Source organism: Mucilaginibacter sp. HD30 (assembly GCF_054061755.1).
On the sequence record NZ_JBSSEO010000001.1, the window covers coordinates 1566236 to 1589208 of the forward strand.

The 22973-nt window shown below is 45.3% G+C and carries 20 protein-coding genes and 1 pseudogene; 10 read left to right on the top strand and 11 right to left on the bottom strand.

Going from position 1 to position 22973, the window contains the following annotated elements; translation table 11 throughout:
* Positions 1-23 precede the first annotated feature (23 nt).
* From ACVW2L_RS07685 to ACVW2L_RS07710, 6 genes are all read right to left on the bottom strand, one after another.
* Positions 24-2489 (bottom strand): TonB-dependent receptor domain-containing protein, encoded by a 2466-nt coding sequence (locus ACVW2L_RS07685; protein WP_457127379.1) that lies wholly within the window; start codon positions 2487-2489, stop codon positions 24-26.
* 80 nt (positions 2490-2569) lie between these two features.
* A complete protein-coding gene (locus ACVW2L_RS07690) occupies positions 2570-3391 on the bottom strand; it encodes an AraC family transcriptional regulator (RefSeq protein WP_457127380.1) in 822 nt (273 codons plus the stop codon).
* Between the two features lie 473 nt (positions 3392-3864).
* Positions 3865-4860, bottom strand: coding sequence for a chemotaxis protein CheB (locus ACVW2L_RS07695; RefSeq protein ID WP_457127381.1), 996 nt, complete (start codon positions 4858-4860; stop codon positions 3865-3867).
* A gap of 193 nt (positions 4861-5053) precedes the next feature.
* A complete protein-coding gene (locus tag ACVW2L_RS07700) occupies positions 5054-5455 on the bottom strand; it encodes a sensor histidine kinase (RefSeq protein WP_457127382.1) in 402 nt (133 codons plus the stop codon).
* 41 nt (positions 5456-5496) lie between these two features.
* The gene (locus tag ACVW2L_RS07705; protein ID WP_457127383.1) at positions 5497-7101 is read right to left on the bottom strand and encodes a PAS domain-containing protein; all 1605 of its coding nucleotides are present in this window, start codon (positions 7099-7101) and stop codon (positions 5497-5499) included.
* Between the two features lie 351 nt (positions 7102-7452).
* Entirely contained in the window at positions 7453-7635 is a 183-nt protein-coding gene (locus ACVW2L_RS07710; RefSeq protein WP_457127384.1) for an aminotransferase class V-fold PLP-dependent enzyme, read from the bottom strand.
* Between the two features lie 392 nt (positions 7636-8027).
* On the opposite strand from ACVW2L_RS07710, the gene ACVW2L_RS07715 reads away from it, so the two are divergent.
* From ACVW2L_RS07715 to ACVW2L_RS07725, 3 genes are read left to right on the top strand one after another with little or no spacing between them, the layout of a single operon-like run.
* Positions 8028-8891, top strand: a complete 864-nt coding sequence (locus ACVW2L_RS07715) for a cyanophycinase (protein WP_457127385.1) — start codon at positions 8028-8030, stop codon at positions 8889-8891.
* Positions 8892-8901: 10 nt separating this feature from the next.
* On the top strand, positions 8902-11490 hold the full coding sequence (cphA, locus tag ACVW2L_RS07720; RefSeq protein ID WP_457127386.1) for a cyanophycin synthetase: 2589 nt from the start codon (positions 8902-8904) through the stop codon (positions 11488-11490).
* A complete protein-coding gene (locus ACVW2L_RS07725; protein ID WP_457127387.1) occupies positions 11487-12401 on the top strand; it encodes an isoaspartyl peptidase/L-asparaginase family protein in 915 nt (304 codons plus the stop codon). Before cphA ends, ACVW2L_RS07725 begins: the two co-directional genes overlap by 4 nt.
* 104 nt (positions 12402-12505) lie before the next feature.
* On the opposite strand, the gene ACVW2L_RS07730 is transcribed toward ACVW2L_RS07725, so the two are convergent.
* On the bottom strand, positions 12506-13417 hold the full coding sequence (locus ACVW2L_RS07730; protein ID WP_457127388.1) for a cyanophycinase: 912 nt from the start codon (positions 13415-13417) through the stop codon (positions 12506-12508).
* A gap of 110 nt (positions 13418-13527) precedes the next feature.
* On the opposite strand from ACVW2L_RS07730, the gene ACVW2L_RS07735 reads away from it, so the two are divergent.
* Positions 13528-14001, top strand: coding sequence for a cyanophycin synthetase family protein (locus tag ACVW2L_RS07735; protein WP_457127389.1), 474 nt, complete (start codon positions 13528-13530; stop codon positions 13999-14001).
* Between the two features lie 208 nt (positions 14002-14209).
* On the opposite strand, the gene ACVW2L_RS07740 is transcribed toward ACVW2L_RS07735, so the two are convergent.
* Positions 14210-14521 carry a hypothetical protein gene (locus ACVW2L_RS07740; protein ID WP_457127390.1) on the bottom strand — a complete coding sequence of 104 codons (312 nt, stop codon included), beginning with the start codon at positions 14519-14521 and terminating at the stop codon, positions 14210-14212.
* Between the two features lie 16 nt (positions 14522-14537).
* A pseudogene (locus tag ACVW2L_RS07745) lies at positions 14538-15131 on the bottom strand (manganese catalase family protein); the annotation flags it as partial.
* Between the two features lie 200 nt (positions 15132-15331).
* On the opposite strand from ACVW2L_RS07745, the gene ACVW2L_RS07750 reads away from it, so the two are divergent.
* The 5 genes from ACVW2L_RS07750 to ACVW2L_RS07770 are packed head-to-tail and all read left to right on the top strand — an operon-like array spanning position 15332 to position 19047.
* On the top strand, positions 15332-16069 hold the full coding sequence (locus ACVW2L_RS07750; protein WP_457127391.1) for an SDR family oxidoreductase: 738 nt from the start codon (positions 15332-15334) through the stop codon (positions 16067-16069).
* A 7-nt stretch (positions 16070-16076) separates the two neighbouring features.
* Positions 16077-17156 carry a zinc-dependent alcohol dehydrogenase gene (locus ACVW2L_RS07755; protein ID WP_457127392.1) on the top strand — a complete coding sequence of 360 codons (1080 nt, stop codon included), beginning with the start codon at positions 16077-16079 and terminating at the stop codon, positions 17154-17156.
* Positions 17157-17172: 16 nt separating this feature from the next.
* A complete protein-coding gene (locus ACVW2L_RS07760; protein WP_457127393.1) occupies positions 17173-17859 on the top strand; it encodes a DUF421 domain-containing protein in 687 nt (228 codons plus the stop codon).
* Between the two features lie 11 nt (positions 17860-17870).
* Positions 17871-18578, top strand: coding sequence for a DUF421 domain-containing protein (locus tag ACVW2L_RS07765; RefSeq protein ID WP_457127394.1), 708 nt, complete (start codon positions 17871-17873; stop codon positions 18576-18578).
* A 10-nt stretch (positions 18579-18588) separates the two neighbouring features.
* Complete coding sequence (locus tag ACVW2L_RS07770) at positions 18589-19047, top strand: BON domain-containing protein (RefSeq protein ID WP_457127395.1); 459 nt, start codon at positions 18589-18591, stop codon at positions 19045-19047.
* A gap of 11 nt (positions 19048-19058) precedes the next feature.
* Here the strand turns inward: ACVW2L_RS07770 and ACVW2L_RS07775 are convergent, their stop codons facing one another.
* Entirely contained in the window at positions 19059-19367 is a 309-nt protein-coding gene (locus ACVW2L_RS07775) for a 2Fe-2S iron-sulfur cluster-binding protein (RefSeq protein ID WP_457127396.1), read from the bottom strand.
* On the bottom strand, positions 19367-20377 hold the full coding sequence (locus ACVW2L_RS07780) for an NAD(P)/FAD-dependent oxidoreductase (protein ID WP_457127397.1): 1011 nt from the start codon (positions 20375-20377) through the stop codon (positions 19367-19369). Before ACVW2L_RS07780 ends, ACVW2L_RS07775 begins: the two co-directional genes overlap by 1 nt.
* Positions 20378-20536: 159 nt before the next feature.
* Between ACVW2L_RS07780 and ACVW2L_RS07785 the strand changes: the two genes are divergently transcribed.
* A complete protein-coding gene (locus ACVW2L_RS07785; RefSeq protein ID WP_457127398.1) occupies positions 20537-22735 on the top strand; it encodes a hypothetical protein in 2199 nt (732 codons plus the stop codon).
* Positions 22736-22973 lie beyond the last annotated feature (238 nt).

Below are 22973 nucleotides of genomic sequence, written 5' to 3' on the forward strand. Positions count from 1 at the left end.
GTCTGTTCCTTCCTCATCAAGTCTTAAAACTCTTTATCGCCAAATTCACTATTAGGCAGTTTCGCCTTGCCGGTCAGCTTATTCAGATTAAAGCTTAGGTTTAACATTAACACGTTAGTTTCGTAGATATAATTTGTGGTGGTATAAAAATCTTTCCCCCGTGTGGTAATACGCTGCTTATTAGATTGGTTCCATCCCAGATCCATATTCTGCCATTGCAGGGTAGCCGCCATGCGGCCATTCATAAAAGTTTTCTTTACAGAAGTGTTCGGCACCAAAAAGCGCGAATCTTCGCCCTGGGCCGTAGGCCTGCGGGAGAGGTAATTTACGTTAGCCTGTAAGCTCAAAGTTTTACTCAGGATAAAACCGGTATTCATATTTAAAGAATAAACCCAGCTATTGTTTGATACCGTAGACGTAGCACCAAGAATATTCAATTTACCATTAATTTCATAATTATAAAGGTTGCCGCCTAAATAAAGGTTCCACCACTTAAATAGTTGCAAATTGGTACCCATTTCTAAACCTATAGAACGGGCGTTACTAGCATTAGTAAATACCCGGTTCAGAATGGTGTCCGCATAAAAACTGTTAACACGCTGAATAGGGTTTTTTATATTTTGATAGTATAAAGTGGCAAATAAAGATCCTTTATCAAAGGTGCGGATCAGGCCAAGCTCAGCAAGATCAACAAACTCCGGTAACAGATCCGGGTCGCCTTGTTCCAACGTTTCAGAGTGTTCTCTTTCCGGAATAGGGTTTAACTCAAAATTGGTTGTTCGTTGCACACGTTTGCTATAACCCGCTTTAGCCTGCCAGCCGGTTGCAAACGTGTAAAGCAAATTGGCCGAGGGGAAAAGGTTAGACAAATTAAGCTTATGCGGCATCGGGTCGTAGGATAGGTTAACGGTGCGGGCTGCATACTCGTAACGCAAACCTGCCGTATATTCCAGTTTACTCTGTTTGCCTGAATACTGAGTGTATAACGAATTGATTGTATTTTTTGCTTTGGCATTGCCCCTGAACCGAGCTGCATCCGGCTGCGACAGTGCAGGCGTAACAAAGTAATCAAACTGGCCATCCTGCGTGTCCTGCCTAAATTGATAGCCGGTTTCCAGTTTGCCTTTCCCTATAGCAATTGCATAATCAAGCTTTAACCGGTAGCCGTTAATAGGGTTTTTATAGGGGTTATAAACAAACTGAATGGTGTCAGCCATATTAGGATATTTAACATTAAGATTTGAAGTACCCCCATAAAGGTTGGCGTGTTCATAAAGTGCCGACACCGTTACAGTAGATTTATCGGCAAAGGTATGCGTGTAATCTAAGTTGGCTAAAGAGAACGTGCCCTCTTTAATCTGCAGGTTAGAGTTATAATACGTTGTGCTTTTTAATATTGCCCCTGTATTCAGGTCCGCAGTGCTGTTATTGTAAAAAAGGTCGGCCCGGCGCGACTGAAACCGATAGCCCATAAGTAGGGCTGCTGAAAATGAATTGTTTTGATCGGCCGCGTAATTTACCGAAGCCCGCCCCGTATAGTTGTATTTATCAAAACTACGCTCGCCGTTTGATGGAAAGCGGGTGATGGTATTATTAGCGAAGTTTTTGGTGAAAACATCCCCTTCGCGGTAACCTGCCACATCGGCGCGCAGGTAATTGCCGCTTACAGAAACATCCCATTTACCGGCCCGATAATTAATAGTTGCATCGCCACCAAAGCGCTGAGGCTTTTGTTTGTTATTATGGTCATCGGTACTGGGCAAGCCGCCTTGCGCGTTTGCTGAGAGGGTAAAGCCGTCATTCGCGCCTTTTTTAGTCACAATGTTAATAATACCCCCTTTGCCATCCGGATCATATTTAGCAGACGGAGACGTAATCAATTCTATATTCTGTAAGCTGTTGGCTGGCAACTGACTCAGCACAGTTTGCGCATCAGTTAATACAGGTTTGCCATTCACCAAAACTAAAAATCCGGTTGAACCACGTACACTGATCTGCCCCTCGCCGTTAACAGCAACAGAGGGTAAATTTTTCAATACATCAACCGCCGTTCCGCCACGGGCACTTTCAAACTGGTCGGCACGATAGGTTTGCTTATCTATCTTATTAAACGAATTAATGGTTTGACCACTAACCTTTACTTCATTCAACAGCTTCTGCCCGGGCGAAAGGATAAGTGTGCCGATGTTATAAGTTTCTGAATTTCTAACAGGAAAGCCAGGCGTTACCGAAGTGTTATAGCCAATAAAAGCAGCCCTTACTATGTAGCTGCCCGGCGCAACTTTGTTAAACTCAAAAGTGCCGTTATCAGTAGTCACTACCCCTGTAATCAAAGACGAGTCGGCACTTTTTAGTAAAGCCACACTTGCATAGCCAATGGGTTGCTTGGTTTCATTATCGGTAATTATGCCTTTAACAACACCTGTTTGCGCAAACAAAAACTGAATAGATAATATAAAAGCGAAAAGCGTGAGCCTGAAATAGTTCATTTAAGAATTAGTTTTGGTGAGGCAAAATTAGGCTATTGTACCTGGACAAGTATTGTACAAAGCATTGTAATTATTGTACATTACTGTTGCTTTATTGCCAGCTCGCGGTACGCTCCGGGTGTAAGGTTGGTACTTTTCCTGAAAAACTTAATAAAATGCGGGGAGTCGGCAAAACCAAGATGATCGCCAATCTCATTTACGGATTTACTCGTAGCCGATAATAGCAGCTTAGCTTCCAGCAAGATTCGCTCATTAATGATTGTTGTGGGCGTTTTACCAACAACTTTTTTGCATGTTTGATTGAGTACAGCAATTGTTATATTTAATTCCCCGGCATAAAAACTAAGGGCTTTACCCTCAGCAAAGAAAGCATCTACAAGGCGTTTAAATTGTTGAAAAACATGCGTGTGTTTAACGAAGTTAGGCTTCTCTGTACTAGCAAGCACGCTTAATTTTGTTATAAGCAGGTGAACGTAAGCAGCATAAGAATCTTCGCTAGCGTGAGCATTTTCAAATTCCTTTCGCAAAAGTTCCGCTATGACAAATAAATAATCGCCCGGCTGTAGAAGTATCTGAGTGGAAATGTTGAAAAGGAAAGTAATGTCTTGCTTTAACAGCATTTCTTCCCTGAAAAGAATAACGTATCCTTTAGGCAGCGCGGTAAAATTCCAGGAGTGGGTTTGTCCGGGTCGCAAATAGTAAGCCACAGGTGCTTCAACTTCAAAATGTTGCCCGTCAACCTCGTGAAAACCGGAGCCCTGACTGAGAAGAATCAATTCGTGATAATCTGCATGACGATGCAAACGCGTGGGCTTAATAACTTCTTTCATCAGGCTCACTTTTATCAGTTGGCCTGTATTGAGCTTATCTTTAACCGGAATGTTTTTATTAGATGTGAGCATACTCTATTCGTTTCCGAAGTTAAAAAAAATCTCGATGGCGGTATTATTAACGGGAAGCTAAAAACTACTTAAACGCAGTAAATCTATATCAACAAATAGTTTTTATAGACAAGAATATAAATTAATTACAAACTCCATAATTGTCGCATTTTTATTATGTTAAGTAGAGAAAGCCGAGTATTCATAGAAGGAAAACCAGTGCACAAGCCGATAGTTTATAAGTTATTCTATTTGAGCGACTAATAATTTAAGGTCTGAAACCTCAAAAGCTCGCCAATCGTTTCAAATCCCTCACGAAACGACTTGATATTAAGCCACTTACGGCTACAAGCCGCTTTACGAAGTAGTGCGGCTTTTTTGTTTTTTGTGGTCGGTCACTATTGGGGCCTCGGTGTCTTCGTACTTCGTAAACAATTGTTTCAGTTTAGCCTAATTACCCAACGATAAGTGTCAGCTGAAAGATTACGGCGTGGTCATTTACTCATTTGTTTATTTCCATTAGAAAGCAACATGTTTCGCAAAGTATCAATGTACTTTTGATTTTCTTCCAACCGGCGATCAATTGATGTGATTTCACTTGAAAGCGGTGAGAACCGTTGGAGCATTCGCTTCTGCTCTTCCATCATGCGTAGGGCTGCCCACATGGTTTCCTCCGCCTCATTAGATTTCAGGTGAAGAAGTGTATCCTGCGTAAAGGCATGCCCGGAAATGCAACGGAAGCTATGAACTTCATCCGTATGCTTTACATCCCACAACACTCCGCCACAGGACGGGCAGGTATAGCCGGTTGCTGATTCCGTTCGTTCCTCTGTATCATCGATAGATGTAAGTACTCTTTCAGCAAGGTAAGCCTCATTCGATACGTCTTCCGGTATTACGGTGTTTGGTTCAACGGGACGATAAATGAGATCAGAAAGTACGAGTCCGATCTCGACTGAACGTACGACATAGTTTACGGACATTCGGTCCAACGCATTTTGCGGCATATCTGGAAAGGGTGCGTTAGATGGGTCCTGCACTACGGTGATCCCGCCACTGCGTCCAATTGAATTGAGACCCTGAATACCGTCATCCCTCATGCCTGACAGAATAACGCCAATTACGCCGGATCCAAAATGAGCAGCCGCGGAACGGAATAAAGTATCGACGGAAGGCCGAAAGCTGTTTTCTCTCGGACCTTTGGTCACATGTATTGCATCTTTATTGATGATCAGATGATGGTCAGGTGGGGCAATATAAACCCGGCCTGGCTTTATAGGCTCTTCATCTATGGCAAATGAACAGGGTAATACGCTATAGCTGGACAGGTGACTCAGAAAGGACTGGCCAATCGTGTCACTTGAAAAATGTTGTACAACAAATACGGATGCCGGCATTGCTTCCGGCAAATTCTGCAGTACCAAAGGCAAAGTCTCCCAGCCACCCGCCGAAGAGCCTATAACAATGATCGGATGAGTGACTTCCATCATAACGGTTTTTAAAATAAAAGATTGATTAGTGACCGGTCGGAGAAAATTCTAGTAACAGCAAAATTTAATAACTGATACACTCCCTGAAATGTTTGACTTTAGATTTTTAGCTTTAGCCTTCTGTATACAAACGGCAACTACAAATGGCACACGTCCTGAGACGGATTTCCCTGCGCCTGCGCGTTTTTTCTTCTTACTTATCTCGTTCAATAATCGGCAAAGTAAACCAAAATGTACTGCCTTTCCCCAGTTCACTTTCCACGCCTATCTTTCCTTCATGTCGTTCAATAATCTCTTTACAGATATACAATCCGATCCCAAACCCGGAGATCGACTTATTCTCCTGGCCTTCGACCCGGTAAAAACGATCAAATAGCTTTTGCCGATCTTGCTGCCTTATACCTATTCCTTCGTCCCTAACGCTCAAATGTGCATAGTTACCTTTTTTGACACAGGCTATCTGAATATTACTTTTAAGCGGCGAATACTTAATGGCATTACTGATCAAGTTATTGATGACCTGCTCGATCTTGTCTTTGTCGACGCTGACCCATGTTTCCTCTACCAGTTCAAAAATAATTCGGTGTGAAGTCACTTCTGCTACAACACTATGCTCTACTTCTTTAACCAGTAGGGCTATGTCAACCTGATTTTTGTCGATGTGAATCTCTTTCCGGCCTCTAACCTCGCTACGTTCAAGAATCCATTGATCAGGGTGGTCATTTTACGGAGTTGTATTCCCGCTCGTTCTAGCATGCCTGCTGTGACCAGATCACCGATTGCCGTTATTTTCTTTTGTGCAACCTGCACGTAGCTAATCGTTGAAGTGAGCGGCGTCTTCAGTTCGTGACTAACCATACTGATAAAGTCATTCTTGCGCTGCTCATTTTGCTTTTGTTCTGTGATGTCCGCTATGGTCCCGGAGAATATCGGCGTTTCGTTGTCTACGCCAGGATAGCGTTTACCGGTAGCTCTTACCCATCTGAGTTTTTGATCATGAAAACCAACGACAGGGTATTCCATGTCATAACTTTCGCCGTTTTCAATGGCACTATTGATTGCTTCAACCACTTTGCCGCGGTATTCCTCTTGAATTTGACCGATAGCCGCAGACAAGGGCATTTCTTCATCAGCAAGGAAACCGAACATTTCTTTTAGCCGGGCTGATGGATTGATCTCCCGAGTTTCTATATTGATGAACCAGGTGCCCAGGTCGGCCGATTCTATCGCTAAGTCCAGCAGATCTTTACTGGCCTGCAATTGCTGCCGGATCAACACCTGATCGGTGATATCCATTAAGGTGCCGATAAACCTTACCGGGGTACCATCTTTATGGAGAATGGCTTTTCCCAACGCTCTTGCCCAGCGCATAGGAACATCACCTGCGCGCACGATCCGGTACTCAACATCATACTTGCCGCCAGTCAGTTTAAAATTGCGGGCCTCCAAAACCGCCTTTTTCACTCTCTCCCGGTCATCAGGGTGCAGGCGGCTGACCATAATAGAATAATGGTCGGGATTATGTTCCGCGGGTAAGCCAAACATTCGTTTGAAACGTGCGTCCCAGGCATAAGTGTGGTTGACCAGATCCCAGTCGAACAGGCCTAATTGGGCTGCTTCTCTTGCAGCGCTAAGCTGCTCGATGGCTGTTTGCAAAGCACTGTTGCTTTCGCTCAGCTCCTGAATGCTTACCTGCAATTCTTCATTGATCGCAGCGAGTTCTTCGTTAATTGCCGAAAGTTCCTGATTACTTAAGGCAAGGTCGTTACTCAAAGCTTGTTCACGCCTTTGGCCTTCTTCGACTGCTTGTTCCAGCCGGACACGGTCAGTGATATTAGTCGTTGTATTGATTATAAAAGCTACATTTCCTTCATTATCAAATACAGGTTCATGATGATTGTGCCAGTAATGCGTCTCGTAACTATTGATTTCAGTGATATAGATCTCGTACTTAAATACCGGTTGCAAAACGATGGCTTTGGTACAGATGACTTCCATAAATGCCTGTGCAACACTACCCATTTCCGATGGATCAGCCTGGCTTCCGGGAAAAACTTCAAAAAGACCTTTTCCTAGAAGTTCCTCCCGCCGTTTGTGTACCTGTTTCAGATAGGCTTCACTTACCGCAAGAATACTGAAGCGAGGGGCGTCAGCTTTAAGCACCAGCGAGCGGGGAGAATTCTTGAAAAATGCCTGGAATTCTTTACTAAGAAAAAACGATTGGTTGTCGATTCGCTCCACGTTTTAATAAATAATTAAAATACTAAATTAACAAGAAATTAAGCTGCCTGTTTTTAATTTAAAATCTAATGATTTGATGCACAACTGTACGAGTGATATCTAAAAGGGCATGATTAGAGGTCGATCATTCTTTTCTTCAAAATTTTATCTTTGCAAACCATAATGCGCTAATGATGCCCCAAGACTATCCTTGTGATCGAGAACGATCCGGACATATGTAATATCATATCTTATGTACTTCAAGCTGAAGGTTATTTAGTTACCACAACAGCGATTTTTGCTATCTTGATGAGATAGCCGCTTATTATCCGGATGGTTTACCATAGAGCACCCCCACCCCTGCGGTCCCTCTCATTTTATGTGCAGAAAACACATAAAAACGCAACCTACATCTTGCATATCAACCGGCATATGCGGGGCCGCCTGGGTGCCGTCAAGCAAAACCGGGATCCCTTTTGTAGCAGCCAGCCGACATATCGCTTTTACTGGTAGCATATAAATAAGTGGTTTACCGTTTACCTCTGCTTTGGTCATTGAAAATCATCTCTGATCTTCCGAATATCCAATCCATTCCATGAAGGTTGATTTGATATTATCGTACAGATTTATCAGCTTGCAAAACACGTAGAATTAACAAGCGTTTGGTATAAACCGCATTAAAATACAGTAGTTATCGCTGAAACAGCCGCCGCCGTGCTGCTGTTGATGGTGTATAACTTTAAACTAAATTGCTAACGTTAATAAACCGGCGTAGCACTAACAATAAGCTATGAGCAATGAAAAAACCATTTTACCAGCCGCTGTTATTGGGCCCCTTTCTGGCTGCGTTACGCATTGCAGCGACGGGAAGGTAGGTCATTTTAGTAAACAATGCAGATTGGGCCGACATAAACGACAGATGTCGACCCACTAACTATAGTTTTACGATGGAGAAAGACAAAACAGATAAATGCGTTGTACCTAACGGTGTACTTGTGATTGTGGGCGGGCATGAGAATAAGGGCGAAAAACCCGAAAAGAAAGTTCAGGAGGCTCACCGTTCAAAGGAAGTTTTGACAGCCTTTGTGCAATTAACCGGCAAAAAAGATCCGGTCATTGAAGTGATAACCACCGCCAGTTCCGAAGGTGATGAATCATTCAAAGACTACGACAAAGCCTTTACAAGTTTGGGGGTAAAAAAAGTAGGACACATTCATCATGATCAGCGTGCGCCGGCACTGGGCAGCAGCCTTAATGATCGTTTAACTAAAGCCGATGCGGTCTATTTTTCTGGTGGCGACCAACTTAAGCTAACATCTATTTATGGCGGCACACAACTGTTATTAAAATTAAAGGAACGGTACATAAACGACGGGCTTGTTTTAGGCGGCACGAGTGCCGGAGCAATGGCATTTTCTACTCCGATGATATTTGCGGGTAACCAGGAGGTACAGCAAATTGCTGGCGAAGTACGCATTACCACCGGCATGGAATTTCTTAAAGACGTGTGTATAGATACGCATTTTGTTGATCGGGGGCGCTTTGTACGGATGGCGCAGGTTGTTGCTACGAACCCAACCTCAATAGGTATTGGTATCGAGGAAGATACTGCTATTATAATACGTAATGGACGTGAAGCCGAAGTTATAGGCAGCGGCGTGGTAATTGTAATTGACGGGTCCAACATAACAGATACCAACATACTGAGCTTTGGCGCGCAGGAATGTATTTATATACATGATCTGAAAGTGAGCCTGCTATCAAAAGGAAATAAATATGAAATACCGCGGCGCAATCCGCCGCACTTATAGCATCGTGAAAATGGAAATAGAAAAAATAAATGTGATGCGTGGCCCAAACCTGTGGTCGTCAGTCCATCACCAGCTAATTGTTTTAAAATTAAAACAAGATAATACTGCCCACCTGCAGGAAGTAACTACTGATTTAACAAACCGGTTAAAAGCGATGAACTTGCCGTTGGCAGCCGTTACGCCGGATACAGGTTTACCTGCGCTTGCCGGGCACTTAGCTATAGCTTTACAGCAGATCGCCGGTATGGAGCATCCGTCTGCAACGGATATGACGGTAATAGTTGATGAAGGCCCTCGCGTTATCTTCATATACGAGGTTGAAACGGCTGGTATATATGCCGGTAAGGCAGCCATAAAAATCATCAACGATTTACTGAACGGTATTATACCTCAAATTATGGAGGACATTATACAGCTTAAACGCCTAAACGGCGGGGAGCGGTTGGGACCAAGCACAAAGTCTATTGTTGATGCTGCAAAAATACGCCACATACCGGTTACACGTTTAGACGATAGTTCCTTAGTTATGCTGGGCCATGGCGTTAACCAGCGACTCATCCGCACGGCGGTAGCCAGTTCTACAAGCGCTATCGCCGTTGAAGCTGCGCAGGACAAAGAGCTAACAAAAAGGATCCTGGGCGACAATTATGTACCTATACCGCGTGGTGTTGTTATCAGTGACCTGGAAGAGCTCGTTAGCGCCATAGAGGAACTTGGCTTTCCGTTGGTAATAAAGCCAACCGACGGGAACCACGGACGGGGAATCACAACAAACATACAAACGCAGGCAGAGGCCGTTAAAGCGTTTCAGTTAGCCGCTCAAATTTCAGACGATGTTATCGTCGAAACACACATCCATGGACACGACTTCCGCTTCCTGGTAATCAACTATAAATTAGTAGCAGCTGCCAAACGTACACCTGCAATGGTGACGGGCGATGGCAAGTCAACCATTGCGCAATTAGTTGAGCAGACCAATAAAGACCCTCGTCGCGGATCAGGTCACGAACAGGTTTTAACGGCTATTGAACTTGATGAAGATTCCTTAGTCATCCTGGCCAGCCAGCAGTTAACCCCGGAAAATATTTTAACCAAAGACAGAACGGTGTACCTGAAAAGCACCGCTAATTTATCAACCGGCGGTACCGCTGAAGATGTGACTGACCTAGTGCATCCAGACAACAAGGCGCTTGCCGAACGCATTGCGCGCCTAATGGGGTTAGATATCTGTGGAATCGATATTATTACGGACACTGTTACAGTACCTATTACGGACGCCAACGGTGCCGTTTTAGAAGTAAACGCCGGGCCAGGACTACGCATGCACCTGGCGCCATCTAAAGGAACGTCTCGGGATGTAGGTGGGCCAATTGTTAACATGCTCTTTCCACAAGGGCGGCCCTCACGGATACCGTTGGTTGCGGTAACGGGTACAAATGGCAAAACCACAGTAACACGCACAATAGCCCACTTGGCGCAACAAGCGGGTTATAACACCGGCTATACCACCACAGACGGAATCTATATAAAAAACCGGATGATCTTATCGGGCGATTGCAGTGGCCCCCAAAGTGCCCGCGTAGTGCTGCGTGACCCTCTCGTTGATTTTGCTGTATTAGAATGCGCCCGCGGAGGCATGCTGCGCTCAGGTTTGGGCTTTGATGAATGCGGCGTAGCTATTGTAACCAACGTCTCTGCCGATCATCTTGGCCTTGATGGTGTCGAAACTTTGGAGCAGCTTGCAAGGGTTAAATCTATTGTGCCAAAAAGCGTAAACCAAGATGGATTTGCTATTCTTAACGCTGATGACGAATTGGTTTATAGTATGAAGAAGCAATTAACAAGTAAGGTAGCACTGTTTAGCATCAACCCAGAAAACCCTTACCTGCAAAACCACATCAGTGACGGTGGAATGGCCGCCTGTATACAAGATAACTGGTTTGTGCTGTACACAGCCGGACGCAGGCAGAACATCGTGCCGGTAGCTGATGTCCCGCTAACATTCCGCGGAACAGCGGATTGTATGATTAAGAACGTTTTGCCCGCCATCCTTGCAACCTGCATTTACGAAATGCCGATAGAGCAGATAAAAGCCGGATTGCTATCGTTCATTCCATCCCCTGAAAATACGCCCGGAAGAATGAATGAGTTCGATTTTGACCATTTCCGACTGATGATAGACTATGCACACAACGAAGGTGGGTATAAAGAACTTAAAAGCTACGCCAGCAAAGTAAAAGCCGGCATAAAAACGGCCATTATTGCCGCCACCGGCGATCGTCGGGATGAGGACATCCGCAACATGGGTAGTCTTGCCGCCGAAATATTTGACGAATTAATCATCAGGCATGATAAAGACAGGCGTGGGCGCACCAATGATCAGATAACCAGCTTGTTAAAGGAAGGCATAACGTTGGTTAAGCCCGAAATGCAGATAACCGTCATCTCCGACGAAATGGAGGCGATAGATTATGCGATCAGACGGGCGCAAAAAGACGCCTGGATATTTGTAAACACTGATGATGTACCTGGCTCTCTTGCTTTTGTAAAACACCTGCACCAAGACCATCTACATCTTAAACACAACATAGCTGTATGAAAAAAATAGCAATAGCCATACATGGCGGCGCATCTTCCGACTCAGAATTTATCCGAAACAATATCGCTGGTTATGAAGACGGACTGAAAACCGCGATAAAAGCCGGCTACGAGGTATTAAAGGCCGGCGGCACTGCTATAGACGCAGTAGAACAGGCGGTTAGATGCCTGGAAGATAACCCGCTTTTTAATGCGGGGCGAGGCTCAGCATTAAACAACGAGGGAAAGGTAGAAATGGACGCCGCTGTGATGGACGGCAAAACTTTAAAAGCCGGGGCCATTGCTATGGTTACGGGGGCAAAGAATCCCATATCCGTGGCAAGAAAAGTAATGGAGAAAACAAGCCACGTTTTGATTTGCGGTTATGGGGCTTTGAAATTGGCCTGCGACAACGGTTTGGCAATTCAGGACGACAATTACTTTATTACCGACCATCAACTGAATGAGTTTAAGAAAGCAAACTCTTCTGAGGCTGACGATGCGTTGCTGAAGAAGCAAACCCACGGAACGGTAGGCGCAGTAGCTCTGGATGGATCGGGAAACATAGCCGCTGCCACCTCTACCGGCGGAACACCCAATTCACTGCCGGGCCGTGTAGGTGACAGCTGTATAATTGGCGCCGGCTGTTACGCCAACAACCAAACATGCGCCGTATCTGCCACAGGAGATGGCGAATACATTATCACAGGTACCATAGCCAGTACCATTGCGTTATACATGGAACTTACCGGTGCGAGTTTGGAAAACGCCTGTAATTACGTTTTAATGGAAAGAAATGAAAACACACCGGGCGAAATGGGCGTGATCGGTGTGAGCCCAAACGGCGAAATTGCGATGGCCTTTAATTGCGAACGCATGCACCGGGCTTGGATAAATGCCGATGGCGAGCTGGGTGTGGCTATTTATCGTTAAATGTATTATAGGCTTTTTAAAACTACCTTAAGTCGCTTAGCAAGTGATACCTGAATGGAAAAAGTATGGACATACAATATATAGCGTAGGAGTTATAAGTGTAGTTATCCATCGGTATCACTATTATAAATGATCTGTTGCTTTCCAATTGGCACGGGTTTAATAAACATGCGGTGTTCAGACAGGTCATACCGGTCACCCATGGAAATAACATGCACCTTCATATTCTCTATAGACACATGCCCACCCACTTCAACTTCATAAATATTTGTCTTGACGATTTTTTTACCATCAACCAGCATAATAAGCCCTGAGCCTATGGCTTCCATCATGTGGCCGTCGGTAATTAAAAGTCCTGCGTCTTCACCAAGCCCTATGCCCATCATGCCTGGATTGCTGGCTACCGCATAAAGCAACCTGCCAATGCGGCCACGCTGTACAAAATGAGTGTCAATGATAGCAGAATCAATAAAACCCAAACCACCCGTAATCTGCACCTCCCCTTTTACCAGCGCTTCATTACTTTCACCATTATAGATCATGCAGGTTGATGCCGCGGCCGCTCCGGCCGACGTACCGGCAATCAACAAATCGCCGTCACGGTAGCGCTTCTTCAATATAAGTAAAAAGCTTGTGCCGCCAAAAATGGATGTTAGCTTCAGCTGATCGCCGCCGCTAAACATTACTATATCCGCGTTTTGAATGCGTTCCAGATTTTCCTGTAACGCAGCCTCCTCGCGGGTTTTGATGTCAAGCACATTTACGCGGTTTACGTCGAGCTGCTTAAAAGCTTTAATATACTCCGGCCCAACAATGTGGGGTATCTGTGAAGCAGTTGTAATAACTTCCACCAATGGGTTAACCGCATCCCGAGACTCGGTAACTATGCGCTTAAGAATACCTTTTTCAAAAAATTTGACACGAGCCGGATGTGTGTGCTGTTCTGGCGCTGTCAGTTTGCTGCCCAGATCAACGGCACCGCCGATAATTACCAATTTGCCTTTGGGAACAATCATGATATAAAAATAACTATTTAAGTGCTTTGATTAATCATAACGCGTATTTACCACGTTCATTATGTTATTTATCGCATAAACCGTCGCCCCTATTCCTGCGTTCGTAAATTATGGTCATAGAGAATATAGAGGTAATACGCGGGCCGAACCGATGGAGTGACACTCGGCAGCGTTTAATACAAATGCGGTTGAATCTGGAAAAGCTGGAGCAATACCCTACCAATCAGATTCCCGGTTTCTATGAACGACTGCAAGCACTCTTGCCTTCGCTATATGCTCATCGCTGCTCGCCCGGGGTGCCTGGGGGCTTTTTTGAGCGAGTAAAAGAGGGGACCTGGATGGGCCATGTAATAGAGCATATTGCGCTTGAAATCCAAACGCTTGCAGGGTTTGATACGGGCTTTGGCCGTACGCGCGAGACGGAGACACCGGGCACTTACAATGTCGTGATTAGTTTTATTGACGAGGCGGTGGGCATTTACGCAGCTAAAGCAAGTGTACGTGTTGCCCAGTCCCTGATTGATGGTAAACCGTACCTTCTGGCTACTGATCTTGACCAGATGAGATCAATCCCCGAGGTCTGATCATCCGCATAACGAAATCATCATCAATTTATGGAAGCCAACCTCGGAAATAAGGAGAAGGAATCTATGAGTATTTCATTTGGACAATATATCACTGGTGATTTCACGATCTATATAATATATAGGTAAGACCTCACACTGCCCGGCAACCTTCCCGCTGTTACAGCAATGTTACCTTAATTACATAAAGAAAAGTTAGGAAAATACCTTAGACTAAATAATCGACCGAAAAAAGCCCATTGATTTTGTTTGTTGAACAGCGTTTTTTATCGTAAGTAGACCATTGTATCTCTGTAGTTGGAGTGGCCTGCTTAAGTTCTTTGCTGCGCTCTTTTGCTAAGGACTTGTCCAGTTTCTGCACCTGTTCTTCCGTCCGATCAGTTCCCTCGGGTTCCAGTTCGAGCAAGCCGTTGGTTTCGTTCACGGTTTCAATAGGCTTATCTACATATTTCCATTCTTCGCCCAATTGTGTACTGATGCCCTCATTCCACGGTCCGCGTATCTCAGCCCCGTTTGACATATTGAAATAAGCATTGCTATACCGCGGGTCGCTTTGGTAATACGCCCGGCGGGAAGTTGGGTTGGATACTGTTTAACGCCGCTTCGAACTGCTGGTAGTGAGCAACTTCCCGCGTCATCAAAAAGCGTAGCGTTTCTTTAACATACGGATCATCAGTAAAAGACATCAGATACTCATAGACTATCTTCGCCCTGGACTCAGCTGTGATGTTTGATCGCATATCAACCGTCAGGTCGCCGTTCGCGTTAACATATGCTGCTGTCCAGGGGTTGCCATTACTGTCTGTAAGCGTCGGGCTGCCGCCGCTTAAAACACCAAACTGAGGATTGATCATGGCTTCGTGCATAAAGCTCTCCTTTGCTGCCTTGCCTTCCATTGTCTGCATGATCTCTGATTCATCAGCCGATGCTTTAAGGTCGCCACTAACGCCGCTTAGCAGCATCTGAATAGTAGCCCCAACAATTTCCAAATGGCTGAATTCCTCAATCCCAATATCCATTAAAAGGTCATACTTATCCGGATAGGCCTGCTTACAGGCAAATGCCTACGTAAAATACTGCATAGCGGCTTTTAACTCGCCATTGCTGCCCCCAAACTGCTCCAGCAGTAAGCGCGCAAAGCGTGGATCTGGTTTTGATACCCGCGCATTAAATTGTAGTTCTTCAACCTTGTGATATGAAGGGTTAAATACTCAATTTTGAGCGATTAGTACGTGTTTTGAAAGTAACTGAAACGAGGGGCCAAAGTTGTTGTTGAGTTAAAAGCCGGCCGCATAGGCTGAGCATAATTTTTTCATCAAACAACAATAATATGGATCAAATGAATTTTAGCGGCCGCTCAGTTATTGTTACGGGCGGAACAACCGGAATAGGACGCGCAATAGTTTATAAGCTGGCAGCTGCGGGTGCCAATGTAGTATTAGTAGGGCAAGACAAGCAACATTTGGAGGAAACTTTAAATGGCGCAGACGCTAACTATGCCGGGAGACTTAAGGGAGTATTAGCGGATCTGTCTAACGAAGATGGCATAGAGCAACTATTTGACGAAGCTGATAGGGAATTAGGCAAATTAGATTTATTTATTAATAACGCAGCACTTGCTGCCGGAGGCGTAACAGAGGGGAGTTACAGCGAGTGGAATAGAGTAATACAGACAAATCTTACCGCGTATATAGCATGTGCAGGTTTTGCTGCGGAACGAATGAAAAGCACGGGAAGCGGACACATCATTAATATCGGATCTATGAGCGCCAATACCCGCGAGAAGGGAAGCACCGTGTATGTGGCCACCAAATCGGGTATACAGGGATTTTCTGAGAGCCTGCGCAAAGAATTGAATGAGTTGGGCATCAAGGTTTCATTAATTGAACCCGGCGCGGTGGATACCGATATGCAGCCGGCAAGTACAGAAGAGAAGGCTGAAAGCGTAGAAAAAATGGAGATGCTGCAGGCAGAAGATATTGCGTCTGCGGTGATGTATGTAGCCAGCCAGCCTACCCGCTGCGATGTAGTAGAGTTAAAGATCAGGCCACATTTACAGATAATATAGCATTGTTATGGACGAGAAACACGAGCATCCGCATGAAATGAAAGCGGCGCTGAAAACCAGCGAAGGCGAGTTTCAGGTTGAAAAGGTAGAAGTACCCGGAATAGCCAAGCCTAATTGGGTGGTAGCCCGTGTTAGGGTAGCCGGTATCTGCGGAACGGATCTTCGCCACTGGCAGAAGCACGAACCCGAATTGGAATGCAAGATAATGGGGCACGAGATGGCCGGCGAGGTTATGGAGGTTGGGCCGGACGTTAAAAATGTTAAACCGGGGGACCGTGTAGTGATTGAAACTGTATTGGGCGATGGTACCTGCGAATGGTGTAATGTTCAGCAATACAACTTATGCGCAAACCTTTACCCGGTACGCATGGAAACCCTATCGCAGGCATTTGCAGAATATGTGGCGGGGCCCTGCTATAAGTTTTACAAGTTGCCAGATCATGTAAGTTTTGAGGAAGCAACTTTGCTTGACACATTTTCTGTGTGTATGCACGCCATTCAGTTAAGTGGCATTAAGCTTAATGATAAAGTGGTGGTGATTGGGTCTGGCTGTATTGGTTTGGGGCAATTGCAACTGGCTAAAATAAGCGGGGCCGATGTTTTAATTATTGATAAGGTAGACTCATCCTTACAATTGGCAAAAGAGTTAGGCGCCGATGAGATAGTAAACAAAGAAAAAGAAAATGTGGTGGAACGTGTTAAAACGTTTACAGGCGGCCGCGGAGCGGATATAGTTTTTGAATGCGCAGGCGGAACCGCCATGCCCATAACCTTGCCACAGGCGGTTTCGTGTGTACGCATAGGCGGAAAAGTAGTGGTTGTAGGCGGCTTTGAGAAAGAGCAGAAGGTTGAGCTTGATTGGAGCCACATACAAATGGCCGAGATAAAACTCATAATGAGCGCCAGCTACTCTTACTGGGATATTTATCCTGAGATGCAGATCAGCCTTGATCTTGTCGCTAAAGGAAAGTTGAACGCAAAAAAGTTGATCACGCACAGTTTCCCGTTAGACGATATTAACAAAGCGTTTGACACCGCGCAAAAAAAGGAAGAGACCAACGCTGTATTTGTGGCACTAACAATGTAAGCATAATGGATTGGCTATGAAAAAATTCGAAATTCACCTGGCCGACTGGCAGCGTATATTACTGGGGCAAACGCCCCCTATATTCCTGCTGGAAGTATTCATCCGGACTATAATTATCTACATATTCCTGCTATTTGTGCTTCGTTGGCTGGGCAAGCGAATGAGTGGACAGCTAACTATTTTAGAAATGGCCGTTATGCTTACACTGGGTGCCATCGTATCTGTGGCAATGCAAGTACCCGACCGCGGCATTACACTAAGTATGTTTGTGCTGTTTTGTACGCTGGCGTTTCAACGTGGTATAAGCTGGTTGGGTACAAGAAGTGCACGTGTTGAAGAACTAAGCCAGGGTACCATCAGTACGCTGGTAAAAGACGGCGTTTTGGATCTTGAGGAAATGCGCCGCTGTCGTATATCGCGCCAGCAGTTATTTGCACAATTGCGCAGCACCGGCATTTTTTCGCTTGGTGAAGTGCGGCGCGTTTATCTGGAGGCCTGCGGATTGTTCAGCACGGTTAAAATGCACAATCCGTCGGCAGGGTTACCGTTGATGCCCCCTGGCGACAGTCGCGTACTTAACCTTCTACATCATACCAATGAAATGGCCTGCAAAAATTGCGGTAATGTTGAATCGCATAAGGCAGAATTAAAGGAGTGCACAAGATGCGGCGATAAAACCTGGACACAAGCAGTTACCTCATAATAGAATTAATTATGCAACCACAGGATATACACATAAACGACTGGATGCGCATTCTTATTGGAGAGGTGCCGTTTAGCTTTTTTATAGAGTTATTTATAAGGGCTTTTATGGTTTACCTCATTTTAATGACATCTATGCGTGCAATGGGTAAGCGTATGTCGTCTCAGTTGGGACGCAATGAGCTGGCTGCATTGGTTTCGTTAGCGGCAGCTGTAGGCATCCCGATGATGGCGCCGGATCGTGGCGTATTGCCGGCCGTTATAATAGCGTTCGTGCTCATCGCTACCGAGCGTACTATCGCCACGCAAAGCTGCAAGAGCGAATGGTTTGAAAATTACTCCCAAGGCAAGGTAAGCACACTGGTAAGCGATGGAGTGATCAATATGAAAGAACTAAATAAATCCAGACTGTCTCATGAGCGGGTATTAGCGCAATTACGTTCGCAGGGGTTGCTGCATTTAGGCAGTGTCTCCAGGTTTTATATGGAAGCCAACGGAACATTCACGCTGGTGCGCAATCCAAATCCGGTACCCGGTTTGTCAGTTTTGCCTCCCTGGGATGATCCGCTGCGCGATTGCTTTACAGAACACCCCGAACAGCAGATCTGCGTACAGTGTGGTTTCCCACAGAAACCAAACGGGCACGGCTATGGAAAATGCCCTAATTGCGGCAAGGATAAGTGGATAACGGCTGTTGAGGAGGTGAATGAAAATGCTTAATGCAGACGTGATGAAAAAGATAATAATTGGAGTAATAGCAGTGGTATTGGCGGGGTGCCGGCCATCTGACGAAGAGGTACGCGCGGATATTGCCAGTAAGGCGCGTAAAGACCTGAGTTTTGCGGGGCTTGATTATACAGTGCAAAATGGTGTGGTCAATTTTACCGGGCGTTGTCCTTCGCAAAAGGCTTTTAATCAGGTAAAGCAAGCTATACGGAACGTTCATATTATTAAATCAGTAAGTTACGACGTGAAAATTGCGCCGGTTACGTTAGATAGTTTAACACAGGTGAAATTGCAGGTAGATAGCATACTTGCCAGGTACCCGCAGGTGGTTTCAGAGGTGGAGCAGGGTGGCGTTACCTTGAGGGGCTACGTTACCGCAGCAAAGCGGGCCAGCCTGATAAGTGACGCAAGGCTTCAAATTCCGGGCAATGTAAAAGATAGCGTTGTTGTGATATTGAAATAGTTGATGTGTTGCTATACCAGCTTAAATTTACAGCCATTAAAACTATCGCTTATTCTAAGCTGACAGGCTAGCCTGTAATTACCTGCGGGTATTGGCAAGGTATCCAGCATAAGCAATTCATTTTCGTTTGGTTCAGGTAATGTGTTTCTCTCCGTGAGCACTTGAACCAGGCAGGTAGCGCAAAGCGCAATACCACCACAGGTGGCATCAATTGGAAATCCTACTGCCACCAGAATCTCCATAAGTGATAAGCTTTCACCTGCTGGTGTTTCCAGCAGCCGTTGGTTGCCGGCGTTATCTTCTATCCAAAATTTGATCATTATGGTAATGTTGGCACCCCGTAAACCGTGGTGTATTTAAAGGTTAAACGTTCGTTCGGGTAAACATATCTGAAAGCGCTTTGCGCCATCAACGCGGCCTCGTGAAAAGCGCAAAGTATCAACTTAAGTTTACCGGGATAAGTGCTAATGTCGCCAATGGCATACACACCTGGTGTATTTGTGCCGAAATCAATGGTATTTACCCGGATAGCCGATTCGTCCATTTGTAATCCCCAGTCGGCAATAGGGCCAAGTTTTGGCGTAAGGCCAAATAGCGGAATAAAGTGTTCAGCGAAAACATCACGTGTTTCACCGTTTCCATCCCTTATTGTTAGTTCTTCCAAATGCCCAGTGCCATTCAGCGCCACAACGCGAGACTGAAGCAATAAAGTGATCTTACCCGCGGCAGCCAACTTCATCACTTTCTCAGCCATATCCGGTGCGCCACGAAAACTGCTGCCGCGGTGAATCAGCGTTACATCGGCTATTTCGGCTAAAAATACCGTCCAGTCTAAAGCGGAATCACCACCACCAGACAGCACAACCTTGCGCCCACGAAACGCCTCCGGATTTTTTATAAAATAGCTTACTCCTCTACCTTCAAACTCCGTTAGTTGTTCAATTTCGGGTTTGCGTGGTTCAAAGCAACCTAAGCCACCGGCAATTACTACTACCTTGGCATTTATAACGTTTGCTTCCGACGTTTGCAACTGCCAATTGCCTGCCTTTCCGGCTATTTTGTCTACGCGCTCACCTAAAGTAAAACCGGGTTTAAAAGGAGCTATCTGCTCCATTAGCCGGTCTGTAAGTTCCTGTGCGTTAATAACAGGGTAACCGGGGATATCATAAATTGGTTTTTGTGGATAGATCTCTGATAGCTGCCCGCCCACCTGTGGTAAGGCATCAATAACATGACAGCGCATTTTAAGCAAGCCGGCTTCAAAAACCGCAAACAAGCCGGCGGGTCCGGCACCTATAATAGCAATGTCTGTATGAATATCCGCAGTCATATACAAAAGTATCTTCTTGATATTTTCATATCGTAGTATAAATACCCTGCGTAACGCGAAAAAACTACCTGTTTATATGTATTTGAAATCAATACTTAAAGTAGTGCGTTATAAAACCAGTTAAATACTTATCCGTTATACAAACATTAATTGATTACTATGTCTACAGGAACATCATTATGGGCCACCGCTGCCATTCAGCAACTATCGGATGTGGAGGAACAACCCTCGTATAAGCAAATGGTGGCCGGCTTTAATTTTGAAGTTAAATTGCTTGGCGACTCGTTATGGGTTATTGCCGGCTTTGGCAAAACAAAACAGATATCTTTTCGTACCGCTTACTCGCCTGATGGCTTTCAGGATTTTAAGATAACAGGAGACGATGACAGTAAGTTCTCGGCCCAATTAACATCGGCATTAGGTGAGTATAACGTTGAAATAAGCTGGCCGAGACAAGATCAACCTATTCTTCGCTATACAACCTCTCTTAAGCCATCTACAGAGCTGTTTGTTCCATTCTGGCCCAGAGATATTATTGTTTCCGGCAAAGGTCAGCCTGATGGCGAGATCCTTATATCACAAACAGGTACACGTTCAGGGCATCTTTACGCATCGTTTAAAAAACCCACAGGCGGATCATTCCTGTATTTGCAGAACCTAACCGCTCTGGCCGATTATAATAGTGATACACAAACTTCAGCCGGTGGCGTTGTAGGGGGGCAGTGGCCCGAAATGGGCCTGAGCCTGCCGCCGGCTTTAGAAAAACCCATGCAAAAGGGCAAAACTTACACCATTTGTGATGCCCTTGTTGCGCTAAGCGAACAAACACCTGCCGACCAATTCGACGTTGCAAAAGGCTTTTTAGAGGCGCTGGGCAACTTGTACTTATTGCTGCCTCGCCCGGAAACGAAATATCAGGATTATATGGAAGTGTTGCCTAAGGCACTGCATGATTTGCAAACCAGCAAGGGATGCTGGTCGTATCATAGCGGGCGTCCTTATTTGAATGCTTATTTATGCGACTACACAACTCCGCCGGAAATAATGGTGCAGCTTGCGGTTTTATTGCCCATACAGGATTACATGCGCTGGAGTGGCGAAACCTGTGTTATGGAAAAGGAAATAATAGACGGCCTACCCGCATTTTATAATGAGCAGCTGGGCACAGTTATGCGCTGGCTGCCGTCTGCAGAAAAAATGCTCGATGAATCTGAAGAGCAAAAAACGCCAATGGTAATGGATGCCTGGTACCTGCACCATCCTTTACTTAACCTGGCCCGCATGGCCACCTTTGGCGATAAGCTGGCTAAAGACCTGTTGCTTAAATCTGTAGATTATGCCATCAAAGTGGCTCATCATTTTAACTACTGCTGGCCGGTGTTTTATAAAATGGATACTTTAGAAGTTGTAAAACCAGAGACCAAAGAGGGCGCCGGGGGCGAAAAAGATGTTGCTGGTTTATACGCCCACGTAATGCTGCAGGTGTGGGAGCTAACCAAAGACAAGAAATACTTTCGCGAGGCTGAGAAAGCAGCGCAGTCTATGCCGCAGCATGGCTTCAATGTGTTTTATCAAGCCAACAACACCATGTTCTCTGCTAAAGCAATGATACTGCTTTATAAAGAAACCAAGAAGGAGTTGTATCGCGACCTTAGCTATCTGTTTTTGGCCAATGTTTTTAAAAATGTATCGCTATGGGAGTGCCAATACGGCTTCGGCAAAAATTTCCCGAGCTTTTTTCAGCAATTTCCCTTAGACGATGCGCCATATACCGCCGTATATGAGGAGCAGGAGGTTTTTTCGGGCGTGCATGAGTTGCTTAATTATGCGCAGGGGGTTGAACTGCTGCCTGCTGTAAGATTGCTTTTAGCCGAGTTTGTTAAACACGGCATCAACAGAATGCTGTACTATTACCCCCCTATGCTGCCCGAAGATATGCTGGTGAAAGAGGTAAAAACCGGCGAGCTGGACCCCAAATTATGGGTCGCGTTGGAAGACATTCACGACGGCTGGGAACCATCAGGCAGCGTTGGACAGGAGGTTTACGGTGCCGGGCTGGCTTTCGGTGTAGTACCGCGTCAATACGTTCGTATACCCGGCGAGGACTTTATGGTATTTACCGACTACCCGACATTGAATCAAGATTTGAAAAAGAACATGATAAGTTTTGATGTTGTAGGCGACCCGTCACTTACATGCGTCCTGCGTGTACTAAATCGCGGGAAAAAGCGTTTGCCGAAATTTAATTTCAAGCTACAGAGCGCGGAAGATCAGCAACAAATGGAGTCTGTTAAGGAAACAAAGGAAGGCTTGGAATATACCATACACGGCAACCAGAAAGTTACGATCAGTTGGTAACGGTTAAAGGGGGACCGTCCAAAATATTTCAACGCCGCGCGATTTCAAGGGCTTAAACTGATAGGCCCTCGAAATCACGCGCCCGCTTACATCACTTGATTTAAACGGTTTGGTGCCTGCATTAATTACCTGTTAGTATACTCAAGAGGGAAATGTTCTAAAAACTGACAAGGCCAATTATTGGTGGTTGTGACTGGGGGCACGTACCGCTAACATTATAGCGGCACTTTGGCCCTAG

Bases quoted from the DNA above. Each gene is read 5' to 3' on its own strand.
- ACVW2L_RS07685 (WP_457127379.1), bottom strand. From the start codon at position 2,489: ATGAACTATTTCAGGCTCACGCTTTTCGCTTTTATATTATCTATTCAG.
- ACVW2L_RS07690 (WP_457127380.1), bottom strand. From the start codon at position 3,391: ATGCTCACATCTAATAAAAACATTCCGGTTAAAGATAAGCTCAATACA.
- ACVW2L_RS07695 (WP_457127381.1), bottom strand. From the start codon at position 4,860: ATGATGGAAGTCACTCATCCGATCATTGTTATAGGCTCTTCGGCGGGT.
- ACVW2L_RS07710 (WP_457127384.1), bottom strand. From the start codon at position 7,635: ATGACCAAAGCAGAGGTAAACGGTAAACCACTTATTTATATGCTACCA.
- ACVW2L_RS07715 (WP_457127385.1), top strand. From the start codon at position 8,028: ATGGAGAAAGACAAAACAGATAAATGCGTTGTACCTAACGGTGTACTT.
- cphA (WP_457127386.1), top strand. From the start codon at position 8,902: ATGGAAATAGAAAAAATAAATGTGATGCGTGGCCCAAACCTGTGGTCG.
- ACVW2L_RS07725 (WP_457127387.1), top strand. From the start codon at position 11,487: ATGAAAAAAATAGCAATAGCCATACATGGCGGCGCATCTTCCGACTCA.
- ACVW2L_RS07730 (WP_457127388.1), bottom strand. From the start codon at position 13,417: ATGATTGTTCCCAAAGGCAAATTGGTAATTATCGGCGGTGCCGTTGAT.
- ACVW2L_RS07735 (WP_457127389.1), top strand. From the start codon at position 13,528: ATGGTCATAGAGAATATAGAGGTAATACGCGGGCCGAACCGATGGAGT.
- ACVW2L_RS07740 (WP_457127390.1), bottom strand. From the start codon at position 14,521: ATGTCAAACGGGGCTGAGATACGCGGACCGTGGAATGAGGGCATCAGT.
- ACVW2L_RS07750 (WP_457127391.1), top strand. From the start codon at position 15,332: ATGGATCAAATGAATTTTAGCGGCCGCTCAGTTATTGTTACGGGCGGA.
- ACVW2L_RS07755 (WP_457127392.1), top strand. From the start codon at position 16,077: ATGGACGAGAAACACGAGCATCCGCATGAAATGAAAGCGGCGCTGAAA.
- ACVW2L_RS07760 (WP_457127393.1), top strand. From the start codon at position 17,173: ATGAAAAAATTCGAAATTCACCTGGCCGACTGGCAGCGTATATTACTG.
- ACVW2L_RS07765 (WP_457127394.1), top strand. From the start codon at position 17,871: ATGCAACCACAGGATATACACATAAACGACTGGATGCGCATTCTTATT.
- ACVW2L_RS07770 (WP_457127395.1), top strand. From the start codon at position 18,589: ATGAAAAAGATAATAATTGGAGTAATAGCAGTGGTATTGGCGGGGTGC.
- ACVW2L_RS07775 (WP_457127396.1), bottom strand. From the start codon at position 19,367: ATGATCAAATTTTGGATAGAAGATAACGCCGGCAACCAACGGCTGCTG.
- ACVW2L_RS07780 (WP_457127397.1), bottom strand. From the start codon at position 20,377: ATGACTGCGGATATTCATACAGACATTGCTATTATAGGTGCCGGACCC.
- ACVW2L_RS07785 (WP_457127398.1), top strand. From the start codon at position 20,537: ATGTCTACAGGAACATCATTATGGGCCACCGCTGCCATTCAGCAACTA.